The organism is Streptomyces sp. NPDC051183 (assembly GCF_040682455.1).
In the GTDB taxonomy this organism is placed as follows: domain Bacteria; phylum Actinomycetota; class Actinomycetes; order Streptomycetales; family Streptomycetaceae; genus Streptomyces.
This window is the reverse complement of the sequence record NZ_JBFBBA010000041.1, coordinates 13,015-29,952: the sequence shown is the minus strand read 5'-3', so window position 1 is coordinate 29,952 and position 16,938 is coordinate 13,015. Positions and strand designations below refer to the sequence as shown.

Annotated in this window: 16 protein-coding genes; 8 read left to right on the top strand and 8 right to left on the bottom strand. The window is 69.8% G+C overall.

Going from position 1 to position 16,938, the window contains the following annotated elements; translation table 11 throughout:
• Nucleotides 1-46: 46 nt before the first annotated feature.
• Nucleotides 47-1,651: a DUF4331 domain-containing protein gene (locus tag AB0M99_RS29770; RefSeq protein ID WP_365925831.1), complete on the bottom strand. Its 1,605-nt coding sequence runs from the start codon at nucleotides 1,649-1,651 to the stop codon at nucleotides 47-49.
• Nucleotides 1,652-2,721: 1,070 nt separating this feature from the next.
• Here AB0M99_RS29770 and AB0M99_RS29765 point away from each other — a divergent pair.
• Nucleotides 2,722-3,597, top strand: a complete 876-nt coding sequence (locus AB0M99_RS29765; RefSeq protein WP_365925830.1) for a DUF4394 domain-containing protein — start codon at nucleotides 2,722-2,724, stop codon at nucleotides 3,595-3,597.
• 346 nt (nucleotides 3,598-3,943) lie between these two features.
• Nucleotides 3,944-4,423: a methyltransferase domain-containing protein gene (locus tag AB0M99_RS29760; RefSeq protein WP_365925828.1), complete on the top strand. Its 480-nt coding sequence runs from the start codon at nucleotides 3,944-3,946 to the stop codon at nucleotides 4,421-4,423.
• Here AB0M99_RS29760 and AB0M99_RS29755 read toward each other — a convergent pair.
• The 5 genes from AB0M99_RS29755 to AB0M99_RS29735 all read right to left on the bottom strand — a co-directional run bounded on the left by AB0M99_RS29755 (nucleotide 4,390) and on the right by AB0M99_RS29735 (nucleotide 11,414).
• Nucleotides 4,390-4,905, bottom strand: a complete 516-nt coding sequence (locus tag AB0M99_RS29755) for a hypothetical protein (RefSeq protein ID WP_365925826.1) — start codon at nucleotides 4,903-4,905, stop codon at nucleotides 4,390-4,392. The two genes, AB0M99_RS29760 and AB0M99_RS29755, sit on opposite strands and share 34 nt — an antisense overlap.
• Nucleotides 4,902-6,185 carry a molybdopterin-dependent oxidoreductase gene (locus AB0M99_RS29750; protein WP_365925824.1) on the bottom strand — a complete coding sequence of 428 codons (1,284 nt, stop codon included), beginning with the start codon at nucleotides 6,183-6,185 and terminating at the stop codon, nucleotides 4,902-4,904. Before AB0M99_RS29750 ends, AB0M99_RS29755 begins: the two co-directional genes overlap by 4 nt.
• 770 nt (nucleotides 6,186-6,955) lie before the next feature.
• The gene (locus AB0M99_RS29745) at nucleotides 6,956-7,606 is read right to left on the bottom strand and encodes a fasciclin domain-containing protein (RefSeq protein WP_365925823.1); all 651 of its coding nucleotides are present in this window, start codon (nucleotides 7,604-7,606) and stop codon (nucleotides 6,956-6,958) included.
• A 92-nt stretch (nucleotides 7,607-7,698) separates the two neighbouring features.
• Entirely contained in the window at nucleotides 7,699-9,279 is a 1,581-nt protein-coding gene (locus AB0M99_RS29740) for a molybdopterin-dependent oxidoreductase (protein ID WP_365925821.1), read from the bottom strand.
• Between the two features lie 62 nt (nucleotides 9,280-9,341).
• The gene (locus AB0M99_RS29735) at nucleotides 9,342-11,414 is read right to left on the bottom strand and encodes an MMPL family transporter (protein WP_365925818.1); all 2,073 of its coding nucleotides are present in this window, start codon (nucleotides 11,412-11,414) and stop codon (nucleotides 9,342-9,344) included.
• Nucleotides 11,415-11,674: 260 nt separating this feature from the next.
• Here AB0M99_RS29735 and AB0M99_RS29730 point away from each other — a divergent pair, with 260 nt between their 5' ends.
• On the top strand, nucleotides 11,675-12,073 hold the full coding sequence (locus tag AB0M99_RS29730) for a hypothetical protein (protein WP_364852269.1): 399 nt from the start codon (nucleotides 11,675-11,677) through the stop codon (nucleotides 12,071-12,073).
• Between the two features lie 103 nt (nucleotides 12,074-12,176).
• On the top strand, nucleotides 12,177-12,587 hold the full coding sequence (locus AB0M99_RS29725) for an ATP-binding protein (protein WP_365925816.1): 411 nt from the start codon (nucleotides 12,177-12,179) through the stop codon (nucleotides 12,585-12,587).
• A 184-nt stretch (nucleotides 12,588-12,771) separates the two neighbouring features.
• Here AB0M99_RS29725 and AB0M99_RS29720 read toward each other — a convergent pair whose 3' ends face one another.
• On the bottom strand, nucleotides 12,772-13,011 hold the full coding sequence (locus AB0M99_RS29720) for a chaplin (protein WP_365925814.1): 240 nt from the start codon (nucleotides 13,009-13,011) through the stop codon (nucleotides 12,772-12,774).
• Between the two features lie 303 nt (nucleotides 13,012-13,314).
• Between AB0M99_RS29720 and sigK the strand changes: the two genes are divergently transcribed.
• From sigK to AB0M99_RS29700, 4 genes are read left to right on the top strand one after another with little or no spacing between them, the layout of a single operon-like run.
• The gene (gene sigK, locus AB0M99_RS29715) at nucleotides 13,315-13,974 is read left to right on the top strand and encodes an ECF RNA polymerase sigma factor SigK (RefSeq protein ID WP_365925812.1); all 660 of its coding nucleotides are present in this window, start codon (nucleotides 13,315-13,317) and stop codon (nucleotides 13,972-13,974) included.
• Nucleotides 13,971-14,723 carry an anti-sigma factor gene (locus AB0M99_RS29710; RefSeq protein WP_365925810.1) on the top strand — a complete coding sequence of 251 codons (753 nt, stop codon included), beginning with the start codon at nucleotides 13,971-13,973 and terminating at the stop codon, nucleotides 14,721-14,723. Before sigK ends, AB0M99_RS29710 begins: the two co-directional genes overlap by 4 nt.
• A 48-nt stretch (nucleotides 14,724-14,771) precedes the next feature.
• Nucleotides 14,772-15,254 carry a peroxiredoxin gene (locus AB0M99_RS29705; RefSeq protein ID WP_365925808.1) on the top strand — a complete coding sequence of 161 codons (483 nt, stop codon included), beginning with the start codon at nucleotides 14,772-14,774 and terminating at the stop codon, nucleotides 15,252-15,254.
• Nucleotides 15,173-15,703, top strand: coding sequence for a transposase (locus tag AB0M99_RS29700; protein WP_365925922.1), 531 nt, complete (start codon nucleotides 15,173-15,175; stop codon nucleotides 15,701-15,703). Before AB0M99_RS29705 ends, AB0M99_RS29700 begins: the two co-directional genes overlap by 82 nt.
• A 656-nt stretch (nucleotides 15,704-16,359) precedes the next feature.
• Here AB0M99_RS29700 and AB0M99_RS29695 read toward each other — a convergent pair.
• Complete coding sequence (locus AB0M99_RS29695) at nucleotides 16,360-16,674, bottom strand: hypothetical protein (protein ID WP_365925806.1); 315 nt, start codon at nucleotides 16,672-16,674, stop codon at nucleotides 16,360-16,362.
• Nucleotides 16,675-16,938 lie beyond the last annotated feature (264 nt).

Here is a 16,938-nt window from a genome sequence, read left to right as displayed (position 1 = left end):
GGGCCCTGACACCGTGGGTCGCAGCCGTCGTCGGGCTGCGGCCGGTTCAGCTGTTCTTGTTGCGGCGGCGCAGGCGGAAGCCGCCGGCTCCGAGGAGCAGTGCGCCGAGCCCGCCGATGGCCGCGGCGTGGGACGTGGTCAGGGCGGGTACTTCGGCGGCGGAGTTCTTCATCGTCGACTGCTCGGCGTTGCGCTCCGGGCCGCTGGGACCGGTGTTGACGTTCTTGGTGTGCGGGAGCGCCACGTACGGGAACGTGGTGCCGAACGGGACTTCGTTGGTGTCGACCTTGTCTCCGTCGGCGAGGGCGGGGACGAGCTGGCCGGTCTGGGCGGCGCCTTCGACGGCCTGGAGGGAGATGTCGATGACGTCGTCGGCGAGGCGGCGTCCGTTGGGGAAGCCGGCCAGGTCGCCGGCGAGGACGCCGAGACGGTTGGGCATCGCGGTCGGGGGGACTGCGGTGTTCAGGCGTAGTTCCTCGGCGGGGACGATCTTCTTGAGGTTGGCGTCCTGGTTGAGGCGGTGGGCGTTGAGATCGGCCTGGATGGGGCCGCAGGCCTTGCAGATGCCGGTGAGGTAGATCTCGAAGAGGTCCCTGCGCGGTGTGGGCGGGGCCGGGATCCCGTAGACCTGCTGGATGAGCTTGGGCAGGATCGGGTCGAGGACCTTGTCGACGACGGGCTGGACGGTGCGGTCCTGGGACGGGTTGAGGGTGTTGAAGGCGTCCTTGTACTTGATCGGGACGACGACCTCGTTGACCAGCGGGTTGCCCAGACGCGAGACCTGCTTCCAGTCCTTCTTGTGCTGCGCCTCGCGGGAGTCGCTGATCGTGACGCCCTGGCGTTCGGTGGTCGACCAGATGCCGATCACGGGGTTGCGCGAGCTGTTCCCGTTCAGCGCGAGTTGGCTCTTGGGGACCTGGATGGCGATGGTGTTGACGTTGTAGCCGGCCAGGGTGTCCTGCCCGCGCTCGCTCAGGTCGCCGCCGTACAGGAGGTCGAAGACGCGCAGGTCGGCGAAGAACGGGTCCTCGGCCTGCCCCGCGTAGGTCTTGCCGCCACCCGGCAGGCTGAGGGTGGCCTGGTTGCGCAGCGTGGTGTAGTCAGGCATGGAGGCCTTGCCCGTGCGGGACGGGGCGGCCGGCACGTTCTCCAGGATGGTGCGGCTCTTGCCCTTGGTAGTGACGACCAGATCGTAGAACTGACGGAAGTTCAGGTCGGGGTCGTTGAGCGAGGTGACCTGGCCGGTGTTGTACAGGAACTGGTTGGCGGCGTCGCGGTAGCTGTTACGGAAGCGCCAGGTGTAGGTGACGTCGGAGTTGCCGTCGCCATCGTTGTCGACCTTGATGTTGTAGCGCAGGTCGTCACCGAAGGCGTAAAAGTTCGGGCCGCCGTTCGGCTCCTCCATCGGGATCCAGTTCGCCACCATCGTGACCGTGTCGGCCCGGTCGGGGCTGGTGAACGCGTACACGTCGGTGTTGTCCGCGCGCGGGTCGCCCGCGATCAGTGGTGCCTCGCGGTGGCTGGAGGCGGAACTGACCCCGGGGCCCAGGGTCAGGACGGCCATAGCGGTCGCGAGTGCGCTGGAGCCGAGGACGAGCAGGGAGTGGTCGAGCAGCCGGCGTCGGCCGGACGCCGCAGGTGTTGCCTTCACTTGGAGGTGCTTCCTTCCCAACAGGGTGCGTACCGGGCCCGGCCGGATCGGGCGGGCGTCGGTGCCGCTTCGGGTTTGTTCGGGTGGCGGTCGGCACCGCGGCGAACCGGGATTCGCACTGCCCGGGCAGCGTCAGGAAAGGCAACGGGGACTGACCAGGCCCGGACACACTTTCGCGCGGGGTCGCGCAGGCCGAAGGAAACCACGCCCGGCACCCGCCGCGCGCCCGCCAGCCAGTCCACGCCGGCATCCGCGATGCGAGAGGGACGACGAACCCGCAGGCCAGCCCCACGAGGGCGCTCGGCTACATCGGCTTAAAGGCTGCGGCGACACGCAGCTTCACGCTAGCCCGAACGAGCCAACAGTCTTCTATTGCAAGCTAGTTGCAATAGCGCCACGGAGGTGTGGAGCCGTGACGTGTCGGTGCCGCAGCGTTCGCGACGGGGCCGTCCGGCACTGCGCCGGCAGGCACTTCGCCGTGTACGAACGGCACCACCGGATCGCGGCTCTCCCCGTGGACGGCCCAGCTCACACAGGAACAGCCTCATCTCTGCGTGGGCCTGTTGTTCTGCGCCTGATCACGGCCTCGCCACCGGTCCGGAGGGAAGTTGTCCTCGCGAGCTGCGGGCGAGAGCGATTCCCCTCAGGCGATCGACCGGGCGGACTGTGCGAAGGCTCCTCCCGGTGATCGTGCCGCTGGATGATGCGGGGCCATGGCCGGTTGAACGCCCAGGACGACGGCCAGTGAGCGGGGCAGGACCGCCTCCCAGCCCAACAGCCTCAGTCCGCGAACCTCGTCCCCCTTCAGGCAGACCTCGAGCCCCGCGCACTCCGTGCGCTGCCATCCCTCATCCGTATGCATGAACACACCGTCTGCGCCGGTAGTACGGCCGGGACGCCGTGGACTGCCGGGGACACGATGTCGCCACCCGGCTGGCGTAGCCCGGGCGCCGTTTCCTGGGCCGTGCGGGTGGCTTCCGCTCCAGGTGCCTGTCCGCTGCGGTGGTGGTGACGAATCCCCCGATAAGCCGTCGGCCACCCTTGCCGAGGCACCGATGAATGGAGTGAACATGCGCAATCTCACCGCGACCGCGGTATCCGCAGCTGTTCTGGCAGCCCTGTGCGCGGCGCCCTCGCTCGCCGCGGCCGACGACAACCCGCCAAAGACGATGCCCGCGATGGACCACAAGGGCGGCCTCAGCGCGATCGGCCTGACCGGCGACCAGCGGCTGGTCGAGTTGGACGTGAACAAGCCGTCCAAGACCTGGTCGCTGGGCAAGGTATCCGGCCTCTCCGGCGACACCAAGCTCGTCGGCATCGACTTCCGCGTCCAGAACGAGAAGCTCTACGGCGTCGGCAACCGGGGCGGCATCTACACCCTGAACACCATGAATGCCCAGGCGACGAAGGTGTCCCAGCTGACCGTCGCGCTGGCAGGGACCACCTTCGGCGTGGACTTCAACCCCGCAGCGAACCGTCTGCGCGTCATCTCCAACACCGGCCAGAACCTGCGCCACAACATCGACGACCCGGCAGCCCCGCTGACCACCACGGTCGACGGCACCCTCACCAACCCCACCACCCCGCCGTCGACCGCCATGGGCGTCACCGGCGCTGCCTACACCAACAACGACTTGAACACCGCGACCGCGACGACCCTGTTCGACCTGGACACGATGGCCGACCGGATCTCCCTGCAGTCCCCGGCCAACGCCGGCACCCTCGCTCCCACGGGCAGCCTCGGTGTCAGCGCCGACCTGGACGCCGGATTCGACATCTACTTCAACGCGGCCGCCGGCACGAATTACGGCTTCGCCGCCATCGGCACGGCAGGCTCCTACCGCCTGTACTCGGTCGACCTCCTGACCGGCAAAGCCACGAACAAGGGTGCCTTCCCGAAGAAGTACCAGGTCACCGACCTGGCCCTGCCCCTCAACCAGAAGTAGCCCCGAGTCCTGAACCGGCCTCGGCGTGCGGGTGGCCGCCCATAGTGCGGCCACCCGCACACCACCGCCGGTTCATCGTCCCTTCCGTCCTCCACATGATGTGGCTACGCCGACTTCAACGAACGGTATGGAATCCTTGTCTGCTCATTCGGGTACCGGCGCCGAGCGGCGCGACCGGTCGCTGGAGCACTGGAACGCCGCCCCCTACGCACGGGCTCTCGTCTGCAGCAGCACGGACCTGTCACTGAGGGACGGCACGGGGTGGGTGTTGCCGCTTGCGACCACCCGGTGGTGCGGGCGGGCGGACGCCTGCGACATGGGGGTGGTCCGCCGCTGTAAAGGAGCCGTGCTCGACATCGGATGCGGACCCGGCCGAGTGGTGAAGGCTCTTGACGAACAAGGCCATCGCGCCCTGGGCATCGACATCTCCCTGCCCGCGGTCCGGGCGGCGGTGAGCCGGGGAAGCAGCGTACTGTGCCGGTCGGTCTTCGACCCGCTTCCCGACGAGGGCCGCTGGCAGACGGCACTGCTCCTGGACGGCAACATCGGCATCGGCGGAGACCCGCCCGCGCTGATGCGCCGTATCCGGGCGTTGGTGGCCGAGGGGGGCCTGTTGATCGTCGAGGTCCCGCTCGGGGGGACCGACCGGCGACATCTGGCCCGGCTGCACGAGGGGCACCGTCCCGTACGCGGCTCATTCCCCTGGGCCACGGTCGGAGCGGACGCTCTCCCCCGCCATGCGGCGGATGCGGGCTGGGCGGCGGGGGAACGGTGGACGTCACGGCGGGGGCGTCACTTCGTGTCCTTGCGGGCCGCCGGCCGCTGAGCACGTCGCACGGCCCGCAACCGCCGGGTGGCTTGTGCCGTGCGGATCAGCGCCCAGAGCACCGAGCCCGCGAACAGCGCGGCGGTGATCAGCAGCCAGCGGCCGAGGAACACATCCGCAGGCAGCGCCGAGACCGCCGTGAACTGATCCACCCGGCCGAGGATCAAAGGCCACCACACGAGCAGCAGCAGGCCCGAGACGAACGCCGGAACTCGGACGTAGTTGACGCCCAAGGCCGTTCGGCCCCCGGCCGCAGCAGGGTCGCTCGGTGGCAGGAGCCGCTGGAGCCCCCGGTCGGCGGCCGAGTACAGAGGCAGCAGAACGAGGTCGTGCAGCAGGGCGGCGCCGACGAACCACACGGCCACGCCCCAGGTATCGCCCTCCAGCAGCCGGAGGCCGGCGTAGAGAGCGAGTACGAAAGAACACAGGGTGAGCGCGAGGTGGAGAGGGGAGGCGCCGTAACGGGCAGGGAGGTGGTTCATGCGGGCTCGCCGAAGGTGAGGCGCCCCACCCATTTGGTGTTGTGGACGCCGGGCGCGTTGGGAACGATGATCCGGGCCGGGTAGCCATGGTCCTGTGAGAGGACCGCCCCGTTGACCTCCAGCGCGAGCAGGGAACGGTGGTCGCGTACCTGGTTGGGGGCGAGGACGACAGCGTTGTACGGACCGCCGCGTTGTACCGACTGCACGAGAACCTGCGGCAGACGCTCGGTCAGGCCCACAAGCGCGGCGAGGTCGGCCAAGCGGACGCCGCTCCACTCCTGGTCGTTGGTGGACCAGCCTTCCACGCAGGCGATCGGCAGCCGGGAGGTGTGCCGGGGCAGCTCGTAGAGCTCGTCTTGGGTCAGGAGCACCTGCCGGTTGCCGGCGCGGACGGTCAGCCGCCAGGCGGGCCCGACGTCGATGGCGCGGATTCCCACGGAGGCGGCGGTCTTGTTGATCTGGAAGCCGTTCGGGCCGGAGCCGGGAGTTTGTCCGCGGGGGGCGAGCAGGGCAGTCGCACGCATCCAGCCGCCGATGCTCTGTCCCACCGTCACGGCCAGCAGGGCCGCCGATCCCGCACCGACCATCAGGACCGCCCCACGGCGGGACATGGTGGGCGCGGCGGGCCGGGGCGAGGTCAGGCCCATCGGGTCGGCGGGCGCGGGCGGCTCGGTGTCAGGGGGCGGCTGAGCCGGCCCTTGCTCGCGGGATACGACCGCCATCAGGGCCCGCCGGAGCCGGAAGACGACGTGCACGACGAACGCGCCGATGAACACCCACGCGCCGTAGAAGTGCAGGGTGTAGAACGATCCGGGAAAGATGTAGTGAAGCTGGACGTTGAGGATCCCGGTGACGAACTCGAACCCGGCTCCCCCCACCAGCAGCAGAAGCGACAGACGCTCCAGTGCGTGGCTGACCGAGCGGACCGGCGGCCACTCGAACAGTTTGGGGATCACCGACCACAGCTTGGCCAGCAGGACCGGGACCAGCACGATCCCAAGCGTGACGTGGATCCCCTGGCTGAGGCGATAACCCCAGTACGGTGAGGTGGGCCAGGTGACCAGGTAGAAACCGAGCAGCCCCTTGCCGGGGGTCTGGTCGTTGATCGGATCCAGATCCGGGTTGTAGGCGGCGTAGGAGAGCAGTCCGGTCACGAACAGGATGCTGATCCCGAACAGCAGGACCAGCCCGAACACGGCCGTCAGCCACGGCCCCCGCAGGGGACTGCGCCAAAATCCCGGCCGGGTCGGCCCCGGCGGCGGGACCGAGTCCAGCAGCATGCGAATCCGGTCACGGATCCGAGGCCGTTCTGGCTGAGGGTGCGGCGAGGGTCCACGTACCGGCACAGGACCTTCCAAGGGACCGCTGACCGACCGGGGCGAGCCGGCACCCGCAGCGGGCTCGGGATTCGCCTCGTGCTTCGGGCCGGACTGCGGCTGGGCATCGTGCGGTGGACGACGGTCAGGGGAAGGACGCCTCCCGTTCGCTTCCCCGGACGGGCGCTTCTTCCCGTACTCGGGCGGGTGGTCGCCGTCCATGTGGCCGCCTTCCCTGGGCAACGGCCGTGCGCTGCGTCGTCAGGTCGATCGTTGGGCCTCGGTCGAGCGGCGCCGTGGCTCATCTCGTAGACCGAGCCCGTGAAGCCGGCTCCTGCGGTGTCCGTGTGACGGGCTGTGGCCGCGAGAAGAGGTGGCGGCCACAGCCCGGCGACGGTCATGCCGCTGCCCGCCGCCTCGGATTCATCTTCCGCTCCGCGACCGTTCCTCGCCTGCGGTAAGCGGCACGGATAGGCGGAATCACTCGCGCGGACTACAGGCTGCGGCTTGTGCTGGACGCCCCCTGCACCCGCCCGGCCGATTCGATCGCGCTGGTCTTGCTCCGGTGGGCCGCAGTCGCGGCCGAAGATCTGTGGGTGGGCGGGGGAGGCCGGGGAGTCGCTGCTGCCCTCGGACTTGGCCTGCTGTCCGCACAGCCGACGGCAGGCCCGGCACGTCCTTGTCTTCCATGGACGTGCCGGGCCGAATGTCGCACCGGCGGATGCCGAGAGCCGCTACTTGGGCATGAGGACGGTGTCGATGATGTAGACGTTGGCGTTGGCGGTCTTGACGTTGCCGCAGACCACGCTGGCGGTGTCGTTGACCTTGTAGGACTCGCCGGAGCCCATGGTGGTGACCATGCCCTTCTCCAGCGTTTCGAAGGAGCCCTTCTCGAGCTGCTTGGGGGTGAGCTTCTGGCCCACGACGTGGTAGGTGAGGATCTTGGTGAGCGTGGCCTTGTCGGCGAGGACCTTGTCGAGGTCGGCCTTCGGAATCTTCGCGAAGGCGTCGTTGGTCGGCGCGAAGACCGTGATGTCCTTGGCGTTGTTGAGCGTGTCGACCAGGCCCGCCTGCTTGACCGCGGCGACCAGGGTGGACAGGGCCGGGTTGTTGGATGCGGCGGTGGCCACGGGGTCCTTGGCCATGCCGTCGAAGGAACCGGCACCCTCCTTGGGAACACCGGCACACGCCGGGCCGAAGGGGTTGTCGCCGGTCATCGTGTCATCCGCGGGAGTGCTCTGACCGGTCTTGGCCTGGTCCCCGGCAGCCGCGGTCGGGGCGGCCTTGGTGTCGCTGCCGGAGTCGGAGCAGGCGGCCAGTGAGAAGGGCAGCAGGGCGGCAGCGGTCACGGCGATCGCGGTACGGCGGATCTTCATGCTGTTCATGAGAGTTACTCCCTGAAGGGGTATATCTGTCTGGGTTTGGCTTGGGGGTGGTACTGCCGAGACGGCCTGGGTTCGCGGGCCGGTCCGGTGGTCTAGGGGACGGTGACGAAGACGCTGTGCCAGCCGCTCGCCCCGTCGGGGATAGTCCGGCTGCGCTCTTCCGTCTGCACCGCACCGGTGCCGTCGGTGGCGCGGACGGTGATGGTGTGTCCACCGGGGGCGGCGTTCCAGCGGTATGACCACTGGCGCCAGGTGTCGAGGGTGTCCTGGACGGCGAGGTCGGCGACCTGCCAGGGCCCGTCGTCGATACGGACCTCGACACGGGTGATGCCCCGGTGCTGGGCCCAGGCCACACCGGCGACGGTGATCGTCCCGCCGGCGGGGCGGGCGAACGGCGTGGGCGTGTCGATGCGGGCCTGCGTCTTGACCGGGGCCTTTCGGGCCCACTTGCGCTTGACCCAGTACGGGTCGTACGCGTCGAAGGTGGTCAGTTCGATGTCCGTGATCCACTTACACGCCGACACATACCCGTACAGGCCCGGGACGAGCATGCGCACGGGAAAACCGTGGTCGAACGGGAGGGGTTCGCCGTTCATGGCGACGGCGAGCATCGCATCCCGTCCGTCCATGACCTCCTCGACCGGGGAGCCTAGGGTCATCCCGTCCACGGACCGGGCCACCAGCTGGTCGGCCTTGCCTCCCCGGGAAGGCGGCTGGACGCCGGCCTCCCGGAGGAGTTCGGCGAGGGGGACACCGAGCCAGCGGGCGTTGCCGATGTAGGGGCCGCCGACCTCGTTGGAAACGCAGGCGAGAGTGATGTCGCGTTCGATGAGCGGGCGGGCTAGGAGCTGGTCAAGGGAGTAGGTGCGCGGACGGGCGACGCCTTTGCCCTGGATCCGCAGCCGCCAGGTGCCGGCATCCACGCGGGGCACGACGAGCGCGGTGTCGACGCGGTAGAAGTCCCGGTTCGGTGTGGTGAAGGGGCTGATGCCGGGCACCTTCAGCTGGGCACCCGAAGGAACCGGAGGCGCCGGGGAGGCGGGCTTGGGCAGCACGAGGGTGTTGCGGGAGGCGATGGCACCCTGGCCCTTGCGGCCGACGAGGAACCGTCCGAGTGTGCCTGCGGTTGTGGCCGCTGCGGCGGTCACGACCGCCGCGGTCAGGAAACCCCGCCTGCTCCACCCGGACCCTCCGGCCTCACCTCCTGAGGGTGTCGCAGCGCCTTTCGACGCCAGGAGGTAGAGAGTGAACGCACCCGCGACCGCTCCGGTGATCGAGGGGAGCGCGTCGCCGAAACCGGTGGAGTCGGGCCGGCTCAGGGCCGCCGCGGCGCCGACGACCCCGAACAGCAGCACGCCTGCGGAACCGGCACGGCGGTGCCGCAGGCTGAGCACGCCCAGACCCATGGCGGTGATCGCGAGTACGGCGAGGATGCCGAGCTGCAGGACGGTCTTGTCGTTCTCCCCGAACGTGCGGATCGCAAAGTCCTTCACCGAGGCCGGCGTCCGGTCGATCACCGCCCCGCCTACGACGGTCACCGGCCCCGCGGTCGGCCGCACCAGCCCTGCTACCAGCTCAGCCACGGCGAGTGCCGTGAACCCGGCCAGGAGACCGGCCAACGCGCCCAGGGCGGCGCGGGAGAGGGTGCTGCGGAAGCTGCTCACACCCCCCATTCGGCGGCACTTGCCCGTCGGATTGGTCCCACACCCGAAAGAGTGACCGCCCGGCCTCGGGGCTATGGCGCGGATGTGGGCTGCGCGGGCCGGGCCGAGGCACCGACTCCCGGGACGGGGCACCGAGTGCCATCACCACGAGCCCGGTCACCAGGCAGGCGCGCGGGCCACCAGGTGCGGTGTCCGAGGTCGAGGATGAGGGCGGGGACGAGGAACAGCCGCACGAGAAGGGTGTCGACCAGGACACCGATCGCGACGATGCAGCCGATCTGGGCGAGATAGAGGAGAGGCATCGCGCACAGTGCGGCGAACGTGGCGGCCAGGATGAGGCCGGCGGCGCTGATGACGCCACTGGTGGTCTCCAACCCCCGCCGCACACCGGCAGTAGTGCCTCGTTCGGCTGCTTCGCCGCGGATTCGGTGGACGAGGAAGATGTTGTAGTCCACACCGAGCGCCACGAGGAAGACGAAGGAGAACAGCACCACAGCGGGCTCGGTGGCCGTGCTGCCCAGGACCAGATGGAACACCAGTGCGGCGGCGCCGAACGCGGTGAGCAGACTGACCCAGGCGGCCGCGACCAGCAGCAGCGGCAGGAGCAGGCAGCGCAGCAGGACGATGAGGACGGCCAGGACCACCAGCAGTACCAGGGGCATGATCAGCCGGTGGCCGCGCACGGACGCCTCGTGCAGGTCTGCGAGCTGTGCGCTCTGCCCGCCGACCAGCGCCCCCGTGCCGACCAGGGAAGCGCGAAGACGGGCGATGGTGTGCCGGGCCTGTGCGCTGTCCGGGGCGTTTGTCAGCGTCGCAATGATCTGAACCCTGGCGCCAGGCCCCGACGGTGTGGCGACCGCGGTCGCCACACCGTGCGTCGCAGTGACCCGGTTGTGAGCCTCGGCGGTCCCGGCGGGCGGAGCAAGGATGACGACGGGGCTCGCGGTGCCGGCGGGGAAGTGGCGGCAGAGGACGCTCTGCCCGGTCACCGAGGGCGCGGTGGCCGGCAGTGCCCGGTGCAGCGGAACACCACTCTGCGAGATCAGCGGCGCACACGCCGCTCCCGCCGCGAGCAGGACGAGGCAGCCGAGCCACATCCGGCGCGGCCGGCACTCGATCCCCCGCGTCGGCCATGCCCGCCCTGCGCCCGCCCGGGCCCTGTCGCGTGGCCGCAGCACGCGTGGGCCGCACAGCGTCAGGACGGCCGGCAGGAAGGTCAGCGAAACGGCAGCACAGCAGATCATGGCGATCACCACCGCCGGTCCCAGCGCCCGCTCGGAGGGCAGGGCGCTGAAGGAGAGGGTCATCATCGCGAAGGCGATGGTCGCGGCACTGGCAAGCACAGGCGGGGCCGTGGCCCGCCACGCCGCGGCCATCGCTTGCGCGGCGTCTTCCTGCCCGGCGAGTTCCTCGCGGTAGCGGGCCGCCAGGAGCAGGGCATAGTCGGTGCCGGCGCCGACGACCAGGACGAACACGATGCCCCGTGTCTGGCCGTCGATCGGCAGCCTGCCCGACCTTGCCAGCGCGTACAACGCCGTGCATGCCCCAGCCAGGGCCAGTACCGCTCCCGCCATCACCAGCAGCGGCATGAGCAGGCTGCGGTATACCAGCAGCAGAATCAGCAGGACGCCGCCGAGGGCGACGGCAAGCAGGGTGCCGTCGGTCCTCGCGAAGGCGTCGTCGAGGTCACGCTGCGCGGCCGCGGGCCCCGCCAGGTGCACGGTCGTACCCTCGACCGCTGCCGCCGCCTGGCCGATGGCGGTGAGGTGGGCGGGCAGATCGGCGGGCCCGGCGGCGATCACCGACGTCAGGGCACGGCCGTTCCTGGCGAGGACCGGCACCACGGCCGGGCCGGGGCCGGTAAGACGGGCGGTGACCTGACGTGTCGCCTCGAACTGGCGCTCGGTGATCTGGCCTCCCCGGGTAGAGGGTGTCCAGATCACGGCGAGGGGCAGCGGCTGCTCCGCACCGGTCGGGTTGAGCAGCCGGGCCACCTTCGCGGACTCCGCCCCCGGCGGCAGCTGCATGTCCTGCCCGGCCTGCGTGACCTCGCCGAGCCGCACGGTGTAGGGGCCGGTGACCAAGGCGAGGACCAGCCAGAGCAGGAGCACGACGAGCGGACCTGTCCGAGTGAAGCTCCGCACGAAGACTCACCCCTTCGTTGATCACCGTCCGGTGCCGTCCCGCCGCAGAACAGGCGGCGTCCGGCGTTGCTGTCCTCATCCGATTCGGTACCGGAGCAGATCAGGGATGGCCGTGAACCTCGGATGTCACCCGAACGGCTCCGAGGGACTCGAGGCACCCGGCAATCCTTCGGGTGATTGGTCCCGAATCTCCTCACGAGGCTCCTGATGGTGAGGAGCCGCGGATCACACGGAACGAGCAGTGGGAGGAGGTGAGTGCGATGAGAGCATCCCTGCACATGCGGCGGCTGGTTGCCGGGGCGGCTTCGGCCGGACTCGTGGCCGGCGCGTCCGTGCTGGGCCTCTCCGCGTCGGCGAGCGCCGCGACGGCGCCGTCCGCGGTGACCTCGACGGTCACCGGCGACCGGGACCACCGCCATGACCGATGGGACCGCCACGAGCGGTGCACCTGGTACCAGGGCCACCGGGCCGAGAAGTGGGTCAAGGGCCACTGGGAAGGGAAGTGGCACCAGGGCAGCTGGCACCACGGCTACCGTGATCATCACGGGAACTGGCACGACGGATGGTGGGGCAAGGGTTACTGGAAGCAGCACTGGGTGCCCGGCCACTCCGTCAGTCACTGGGTTCCCGGCCACTGGAACTGCCACAACAAGTGGTAGCGCCGGACTGCCGATGAGGGGGTTCCGAATCACCGGAGCCCCCTTGCCGTTCCATCCGTTCGGCCACCGACCACAGGGGCCGCACTCACCGTGAGGAATCACCATGGACACCGCCATCGCACCGCGCGCGTGTCCGGCCACACTGCACCTACCGCTGCCGTCCAGCATGCAGGCGCCGCACGAAGCACGTCAGACCGCAGAGCGACTCATGGCCGTCCGGTCAGCGGCCTGCCCCCGCAGTATCGCCGGGGACATCGTCCTCATCGTCTCCGAACTGGTCACCAATGCGATCCGGCACGCGAACGGACCCTACGCGCTGACCTTCACCCTGGAGGACGGCCGGGCCGGCATCGCCGTCAGCGACGGATCAGCAGAACTCCACCGCCACCATGGTGGCCGGCAACGACTCGAGCCGGGCGGGAGGGGACTGAAGATCATCCGGGCGCTGGGTGCGGATCTCTTCGTCAGCCCCTGCGCTCACGGCAAGCAGGTCATCGCGGTCCTCACCTGGTAGTCCGTGCAAAAAGCCGGGATGCTGCGGGTGGCTGTGCCGACAGCCACCCGCAGCCGACCCGCCCGGCCCGCAGCGCGCTCGACGTACCCCCAGGGCCTCGAACGCACCCGATGCCGGGCAGGTCACCGGTTCGCGCCACCCCGTCTTGTCGGCGGCGAACCGGGGCTCTTCTAGCAGTGCCGGATCAGGCGTTGACGCAACTGTTACCGAAGGACGGGTTCAGCAGCCCGATGACGCTGACGGTGCTGCCGCACGCGTTGACCGGGATATGGATGGGCACCTGGATCAGGCTGCCCGACCCCACCCCCGGCGAGTACGCCGCCACACCCTGCGCACCGGCGTCGGCCGAAGCCGCCGACGCGCCACCCACCACGACCGCACCGGCAGCCAACGCCACCGCAAGACCTCGTCGCACACGAAGCATCTGAACTACCTCCATGGGATACCCGAAACCGGTCGATCGGTCCGCCGGCCAGTGCGGGAACTCCGAACGCCTTGGGGCCCCCACACCCATGCCTTCGCTGCCAGGCGCCCCCCGGCTGGGCCGACACCTCTCGCTTCCCTCGAACGGGGTAACCGCGGGTGCGCGGGTGACGAACCGCCTCCCATCCGCGCGCCCGTCGGCTACGAATAACTGCTGACACACCCACCTGCTGTGGTGGCCGGGCCGACCCCCTGGGGCGGCCCGGCCCCGCTTGAGCGACGAGCTTTCAAGGACCGGCATGCGATGGACACCCCGCCCCACGACGGCCCTGCCCGGCCGTCCCTCCGTCTTCTCGCCACGGCGGGACCGGCGCCGGTGAACCAACCACTCCCCTTCGGCCCCGGCCCCGCAGCAGGACACGCCGGCCTCACCGAAACCATGCAGAAGGTCGCCCACGGAGACAAACAGGCCTTCTCCACCCTCTATAACGCCCTCGCACCCCTCGTGTTCGGGATCGTGACCAAGGTCGTACGCGACAGGGCCCAGTCCGAGGAAGTCGCCCAAGAGGTCATGATCGACCTGTGGCGGCAAGCCGCCCGCTACCGCCCCGACGCCGGCTCCGTCACCACATGGGCGGCGACGATCGCCCACCGGCGGGCCGTGGACCGGGTCCGCTCCGCCCAGGCGTCCACGGACCGAGAACACGCCCAGGCCGCCCGCGAGCACACCACCGCCTTCGACGAGGTCGCCGAACAGGTCGAGACCCGCCTCGAGTCCGAACAGGTCCGCCGCTGCCTGCGCGGACTGACCGAACTCCAGCGTCAGGCAGTGACCCTGGCCTACTACCGGGGGCTGACCTACCGTGAAGTCGCCGAAGCCCTGCGCACACCGCTTCCCACCATCAAGACACGCATGCGCGACGGGCTCATCCGGCTCCGCGACTGCATGGGGGTGACCACATGAAACACCACGCCACCGACACCCACACCCTCGCTGCCGCCTACGCCCTCGACGCACTCGACCCCAGCGAACGCAACGACTTCGACACCCACATGCAGACCTGCGAGGCATGCCGACAGGAAGCCTCGGAATTCAAGGCGACCGCGGCACGCCTGGCAGCCGCGGTCTCCCAAACGCCGCCCAAATCAGCCAAGGCACAGGTCATGGCCGCCATCGACGGCGTACGCCAGCTCCCTCCCCGCATCCCCCCCACCCCTGTGGCGTCATCCTCCCTCGGCGGCGTGCTGCGCCGCGGGGCTATGCCGTTGGCGCTGGCAGCGAGCGTGGCCGCTGCCGCACTCGGCGGCGTCGCCGTGTGGCAGATCCAGAACGGACAGGACCTCAAACAGCAAGCCCGACAAGCCCAACAGCAACTGGCTGAGGTCAGCACCGTCCTGGCAGCGCCCGACGCCCGCACCGCCCACGGACGGGCAGCCAACGGAGCCCTGACCACGGTCGTCACCTCCGACCGGCAGAACAAGGCTGTCTTCACCGCCGCCAGCCTCCCCGCCCCCGGAGCGGGAAAGACGTACCAGCTGTGGCTCGACCACAAGGGCACCATGCGCCCGGCCGGATTCATCGACCACGACGGCACCGTCCTCCTCACCGGCGACCCCGCCGACGCGGGAGCGGTCGGCCTCACCCTCGAGCCCACCGGGGGGTCACCCCAGCCCACCACCGACCCCCTCCTCCTGATGGCCCTTCCCACCTGACGGAAGGCCCCCGCCCAGTGTCCGCACCCGAAACCATCGAGGTCCCTCATGGCCAACACCCCGAAGATCGGAGACACCGTCGGCGACTTCCGCCTGCCCGGCGGCCGCCTGGACGGCGAAACCTTCCAACGGGCCGACTACACGCTGTGCGAACAGCGTGGCAAACCCCTCATTCTCGCCTTCTACCCCGGCGACGACACCCCGGTGTGCACCGCGCAACTGTGCTCCTACTCCGACGGCCTGGCCGAACTGGAGTCCGCCGGGGCAACCGTGTGGGGCATCAGCCCACAGGGAGTCGACAGTCACGAGAGGTTCGCCCGCAACAGGGGCCTGCGGATGCCGCTGCTGTCCGATGAGGGGCGCACGGTAGCGAGGTCCTTCGGGATAACCGCACCCCTGATCGGCCTGCGACGTTCGGTGTTCATCATCGACAGCGACAGCCGCCTGCACTGGAAACACGTCACCGCAGTCGGCGCCACCTACCCGCCCGCCACCACCCTGAACGCGCACCTGGACCGCCTCACCACCTGAACCGGCACCCCCCGTCACGTGTCCCTCACCTGCTGCCGAACATCGCCTCCAATCCGGCCGGCGCTCCGCTGCGAAGCAAGCAGCACTCCGGAGGCGTATCGAACCGCGCCGACCAGCAGGACCCGACATGGCGACGGCTCTACGCCTCCCGCTCGGGCATCGAGGGCACCGTGAACGAGATCGTCAACGGCCACCAGATGCGCCGCTGCCGCTACCGAGGCACGCCCAAAAGCCCACGTCCAGCACGTCCTGACGGCCATCGCCGTCAACATCGAACGCCTCAGCACCCAGGAACCCACCGACACCAACTACCGGCCCCGCCCTCCGACCACGTTCCAGCAATACCTCGCCGCCCTCGGAGTGCCTCGGCCCCGCTGTTGGCGCCAAGCACAGTGACCTTGGCAAACCAAGATCACCGACAGAGTCGCTCATCGAGCCCAGCAGCCTGAGGAAGTCCTCAGGAGCCGCAGGCTCCTGGAAGACGTGAGGCCGGTCGCCCGGGGCACTACCGGGAGCCCGGCCTCACGCATTTCCGAGACCGCCCGACAGCCCGTCTACTCCCGCCGCGCCAGGTCCTCGGGCGTGGGCACGTGCCGGGTGACGTACGGCTGGCCACTGAAGTCGACGGTGACCGTGTGCCGCAGTACGTCGTCGTCGGCTCGTAGAAGACGAGCTCGATCACCAGGCAGACCCGGTCGGTGGAGATCCCGAAGTCCCGGGCCTCCTGGTCGTTTACCTGCCGAGCCCGGGTGCCGGTGACCATCCGCACCGTGCCGGGCGGCGCTCAGGGCGGCGGCTCGACAGCGCCCAGCCGCGCCGGCCCCGACCACGCCTGCGCCTCGCTCTGGTCCGCCATGGTCGTCACCGTAGCGAGCGCGGCGGGCCGCAGGGGCGATCTCTCGGCAACTCGGCCCGCCATCTACAAGCCTCACACGGCGTTTCCGCAGGTGGGTGCCGTCTGCCACGAGAACGTCAGTCGTCCTGCCACGTGAAGTGTCAGCGGCTCATACGAGGTGAGGGCGGGCGTCAGGACGACGCCTCGGGCACGGCGCGAGTGAGGGGTTCGAGGTTCCCGTGCGGCGCCGCGTGCAGCACGGCGGCAAGTTCACGGGCGCGGCTCGGTCTCCACGCCGTACAGCACGAAGTAGACCGGGCCGGCGGAGGAGTCAGAGTGGATCTCCCGGGCGCGGTTCAGGCGGATGACGGAGCCACGGACTGTGTCGTACGCCTCGTTGCCGACGGTATGGTCCGGGCCGGCGGTCAGTGCGTCGGCTTTCACCGTCCAGCGCCGGCCTTGGTTCTCGACGGCGATGAACACTGCGTTTTGGCGCTTGGCCTGCTTGTACGTGGCGTTGAAGGCGTCGACCGCGGTGGCGTCGGGGACCAAGTCGGCGGGGTAGGGCGTGGGCAGCGACTGCATGAGGGGCATGGTGCCAGGCGGGGGCGGCGCGGTGTTGACGCCGGGCGTGTCCTGGCCGGCGCGGTGGCGTTGGTGGGGTGACGCGTGCACGGGTCGTAGAAAGCCTTCATGGACTTGTGCAGGTCGGCGGCCCCCGGTACATGCCCGGCACCCGGAGCCGCAGCACGTTCGGTCCGATCCCCCTCGGGCCTGCACATGTTGGTCCGGTCGGCGCGGCCTGGCCATCCGGTCTGCGCGGCATCATGGGGGCGGTAGGGCGTGCAT

Coding starts and splice junctions, on each gene's coding strand:
- AB0M99_RS29710 (WP_365925810.1), top strand. CDS start 13,971: ATGAAACACCACGCCACCGACACCCACACCCTCGCTGCCGCCTACGCC.
- AB0M99_RS29765 (WP_365925830.1), top strand. CDS start 2,722: ATGCGCAATCTCACCGCGACCGCGGTATCCGCAGCTGTTCTGGCAGCC.
- AB0M99_RS29750 (WP_365925824.1), bottom strand. CDS start 6,185: ATGCTGCTGGACTCGGTCCCGCCGCCGGGGCCGACCCGGCCGGGATTT.
- AB0M99_RS29695 (WP_365925806.1), bottom strand. CDS start 16,674: ATGCAGTCGCTGCCCACGCCCTACCCCGCCGACTTGGTCCCCGACGCC.
- AB0M99_RS29730 (WP_364852269.1), top strand. CDS start 11,675: ATGAGAGCATCCCTGCACATGCGGCGGCTGGTTGCCGGGGCGGCTTCG.
- AB0M99_RS29745 (WP_365925823.1), bottom strand. CDS start 7,606: ATGAACAGCATGAAGATCCGCCGTACCGCGATCGCCGTGACCGCTGCC.
- AB0M99_RS29755 (WP_365925826.1), bottom strand. CDS start 4,905: ATGAACCACCTCCCTGCCCGTTACGGCGCCTCCCCTCTCCACCTCGCG.
- sigK (WP_365925812.1), top strand. CDS start 13,315: ATGGACACCCCGCCCCACGACGGCCCTGCCCGGCCGTCCCTCCGTCTT.
- AB0M99_RS29705 (WP_365925808.1), top strand. CDS start 14,772: ATGGCCAACACCCCGAAGATCGGAGACACCGTCGGCGACTTCCGCCTG.
- AB0M99_RS29740 (WP_365925821.1), bottom strand. CDS start 9,279: ATGGGGGGTGTGAGCAGCTTCCGCAGCACCCTCTCCCGCGCCGCCCTG.
- AB0M99_RS29725 (WP_365925816.1), top strand. CDS start 12,177: ATGGACACCGCCATCGCACCGCGCGCGTGTCCGGCCACACTGCACCTA.
- AB0M99_RS29720 (WP_365925814.1), bottom strand. CDS start 13,011: ATGCTTCGTGTGCGACGAGGTCTTGCGGTGGCGTTGGCTGCCGGTGCG.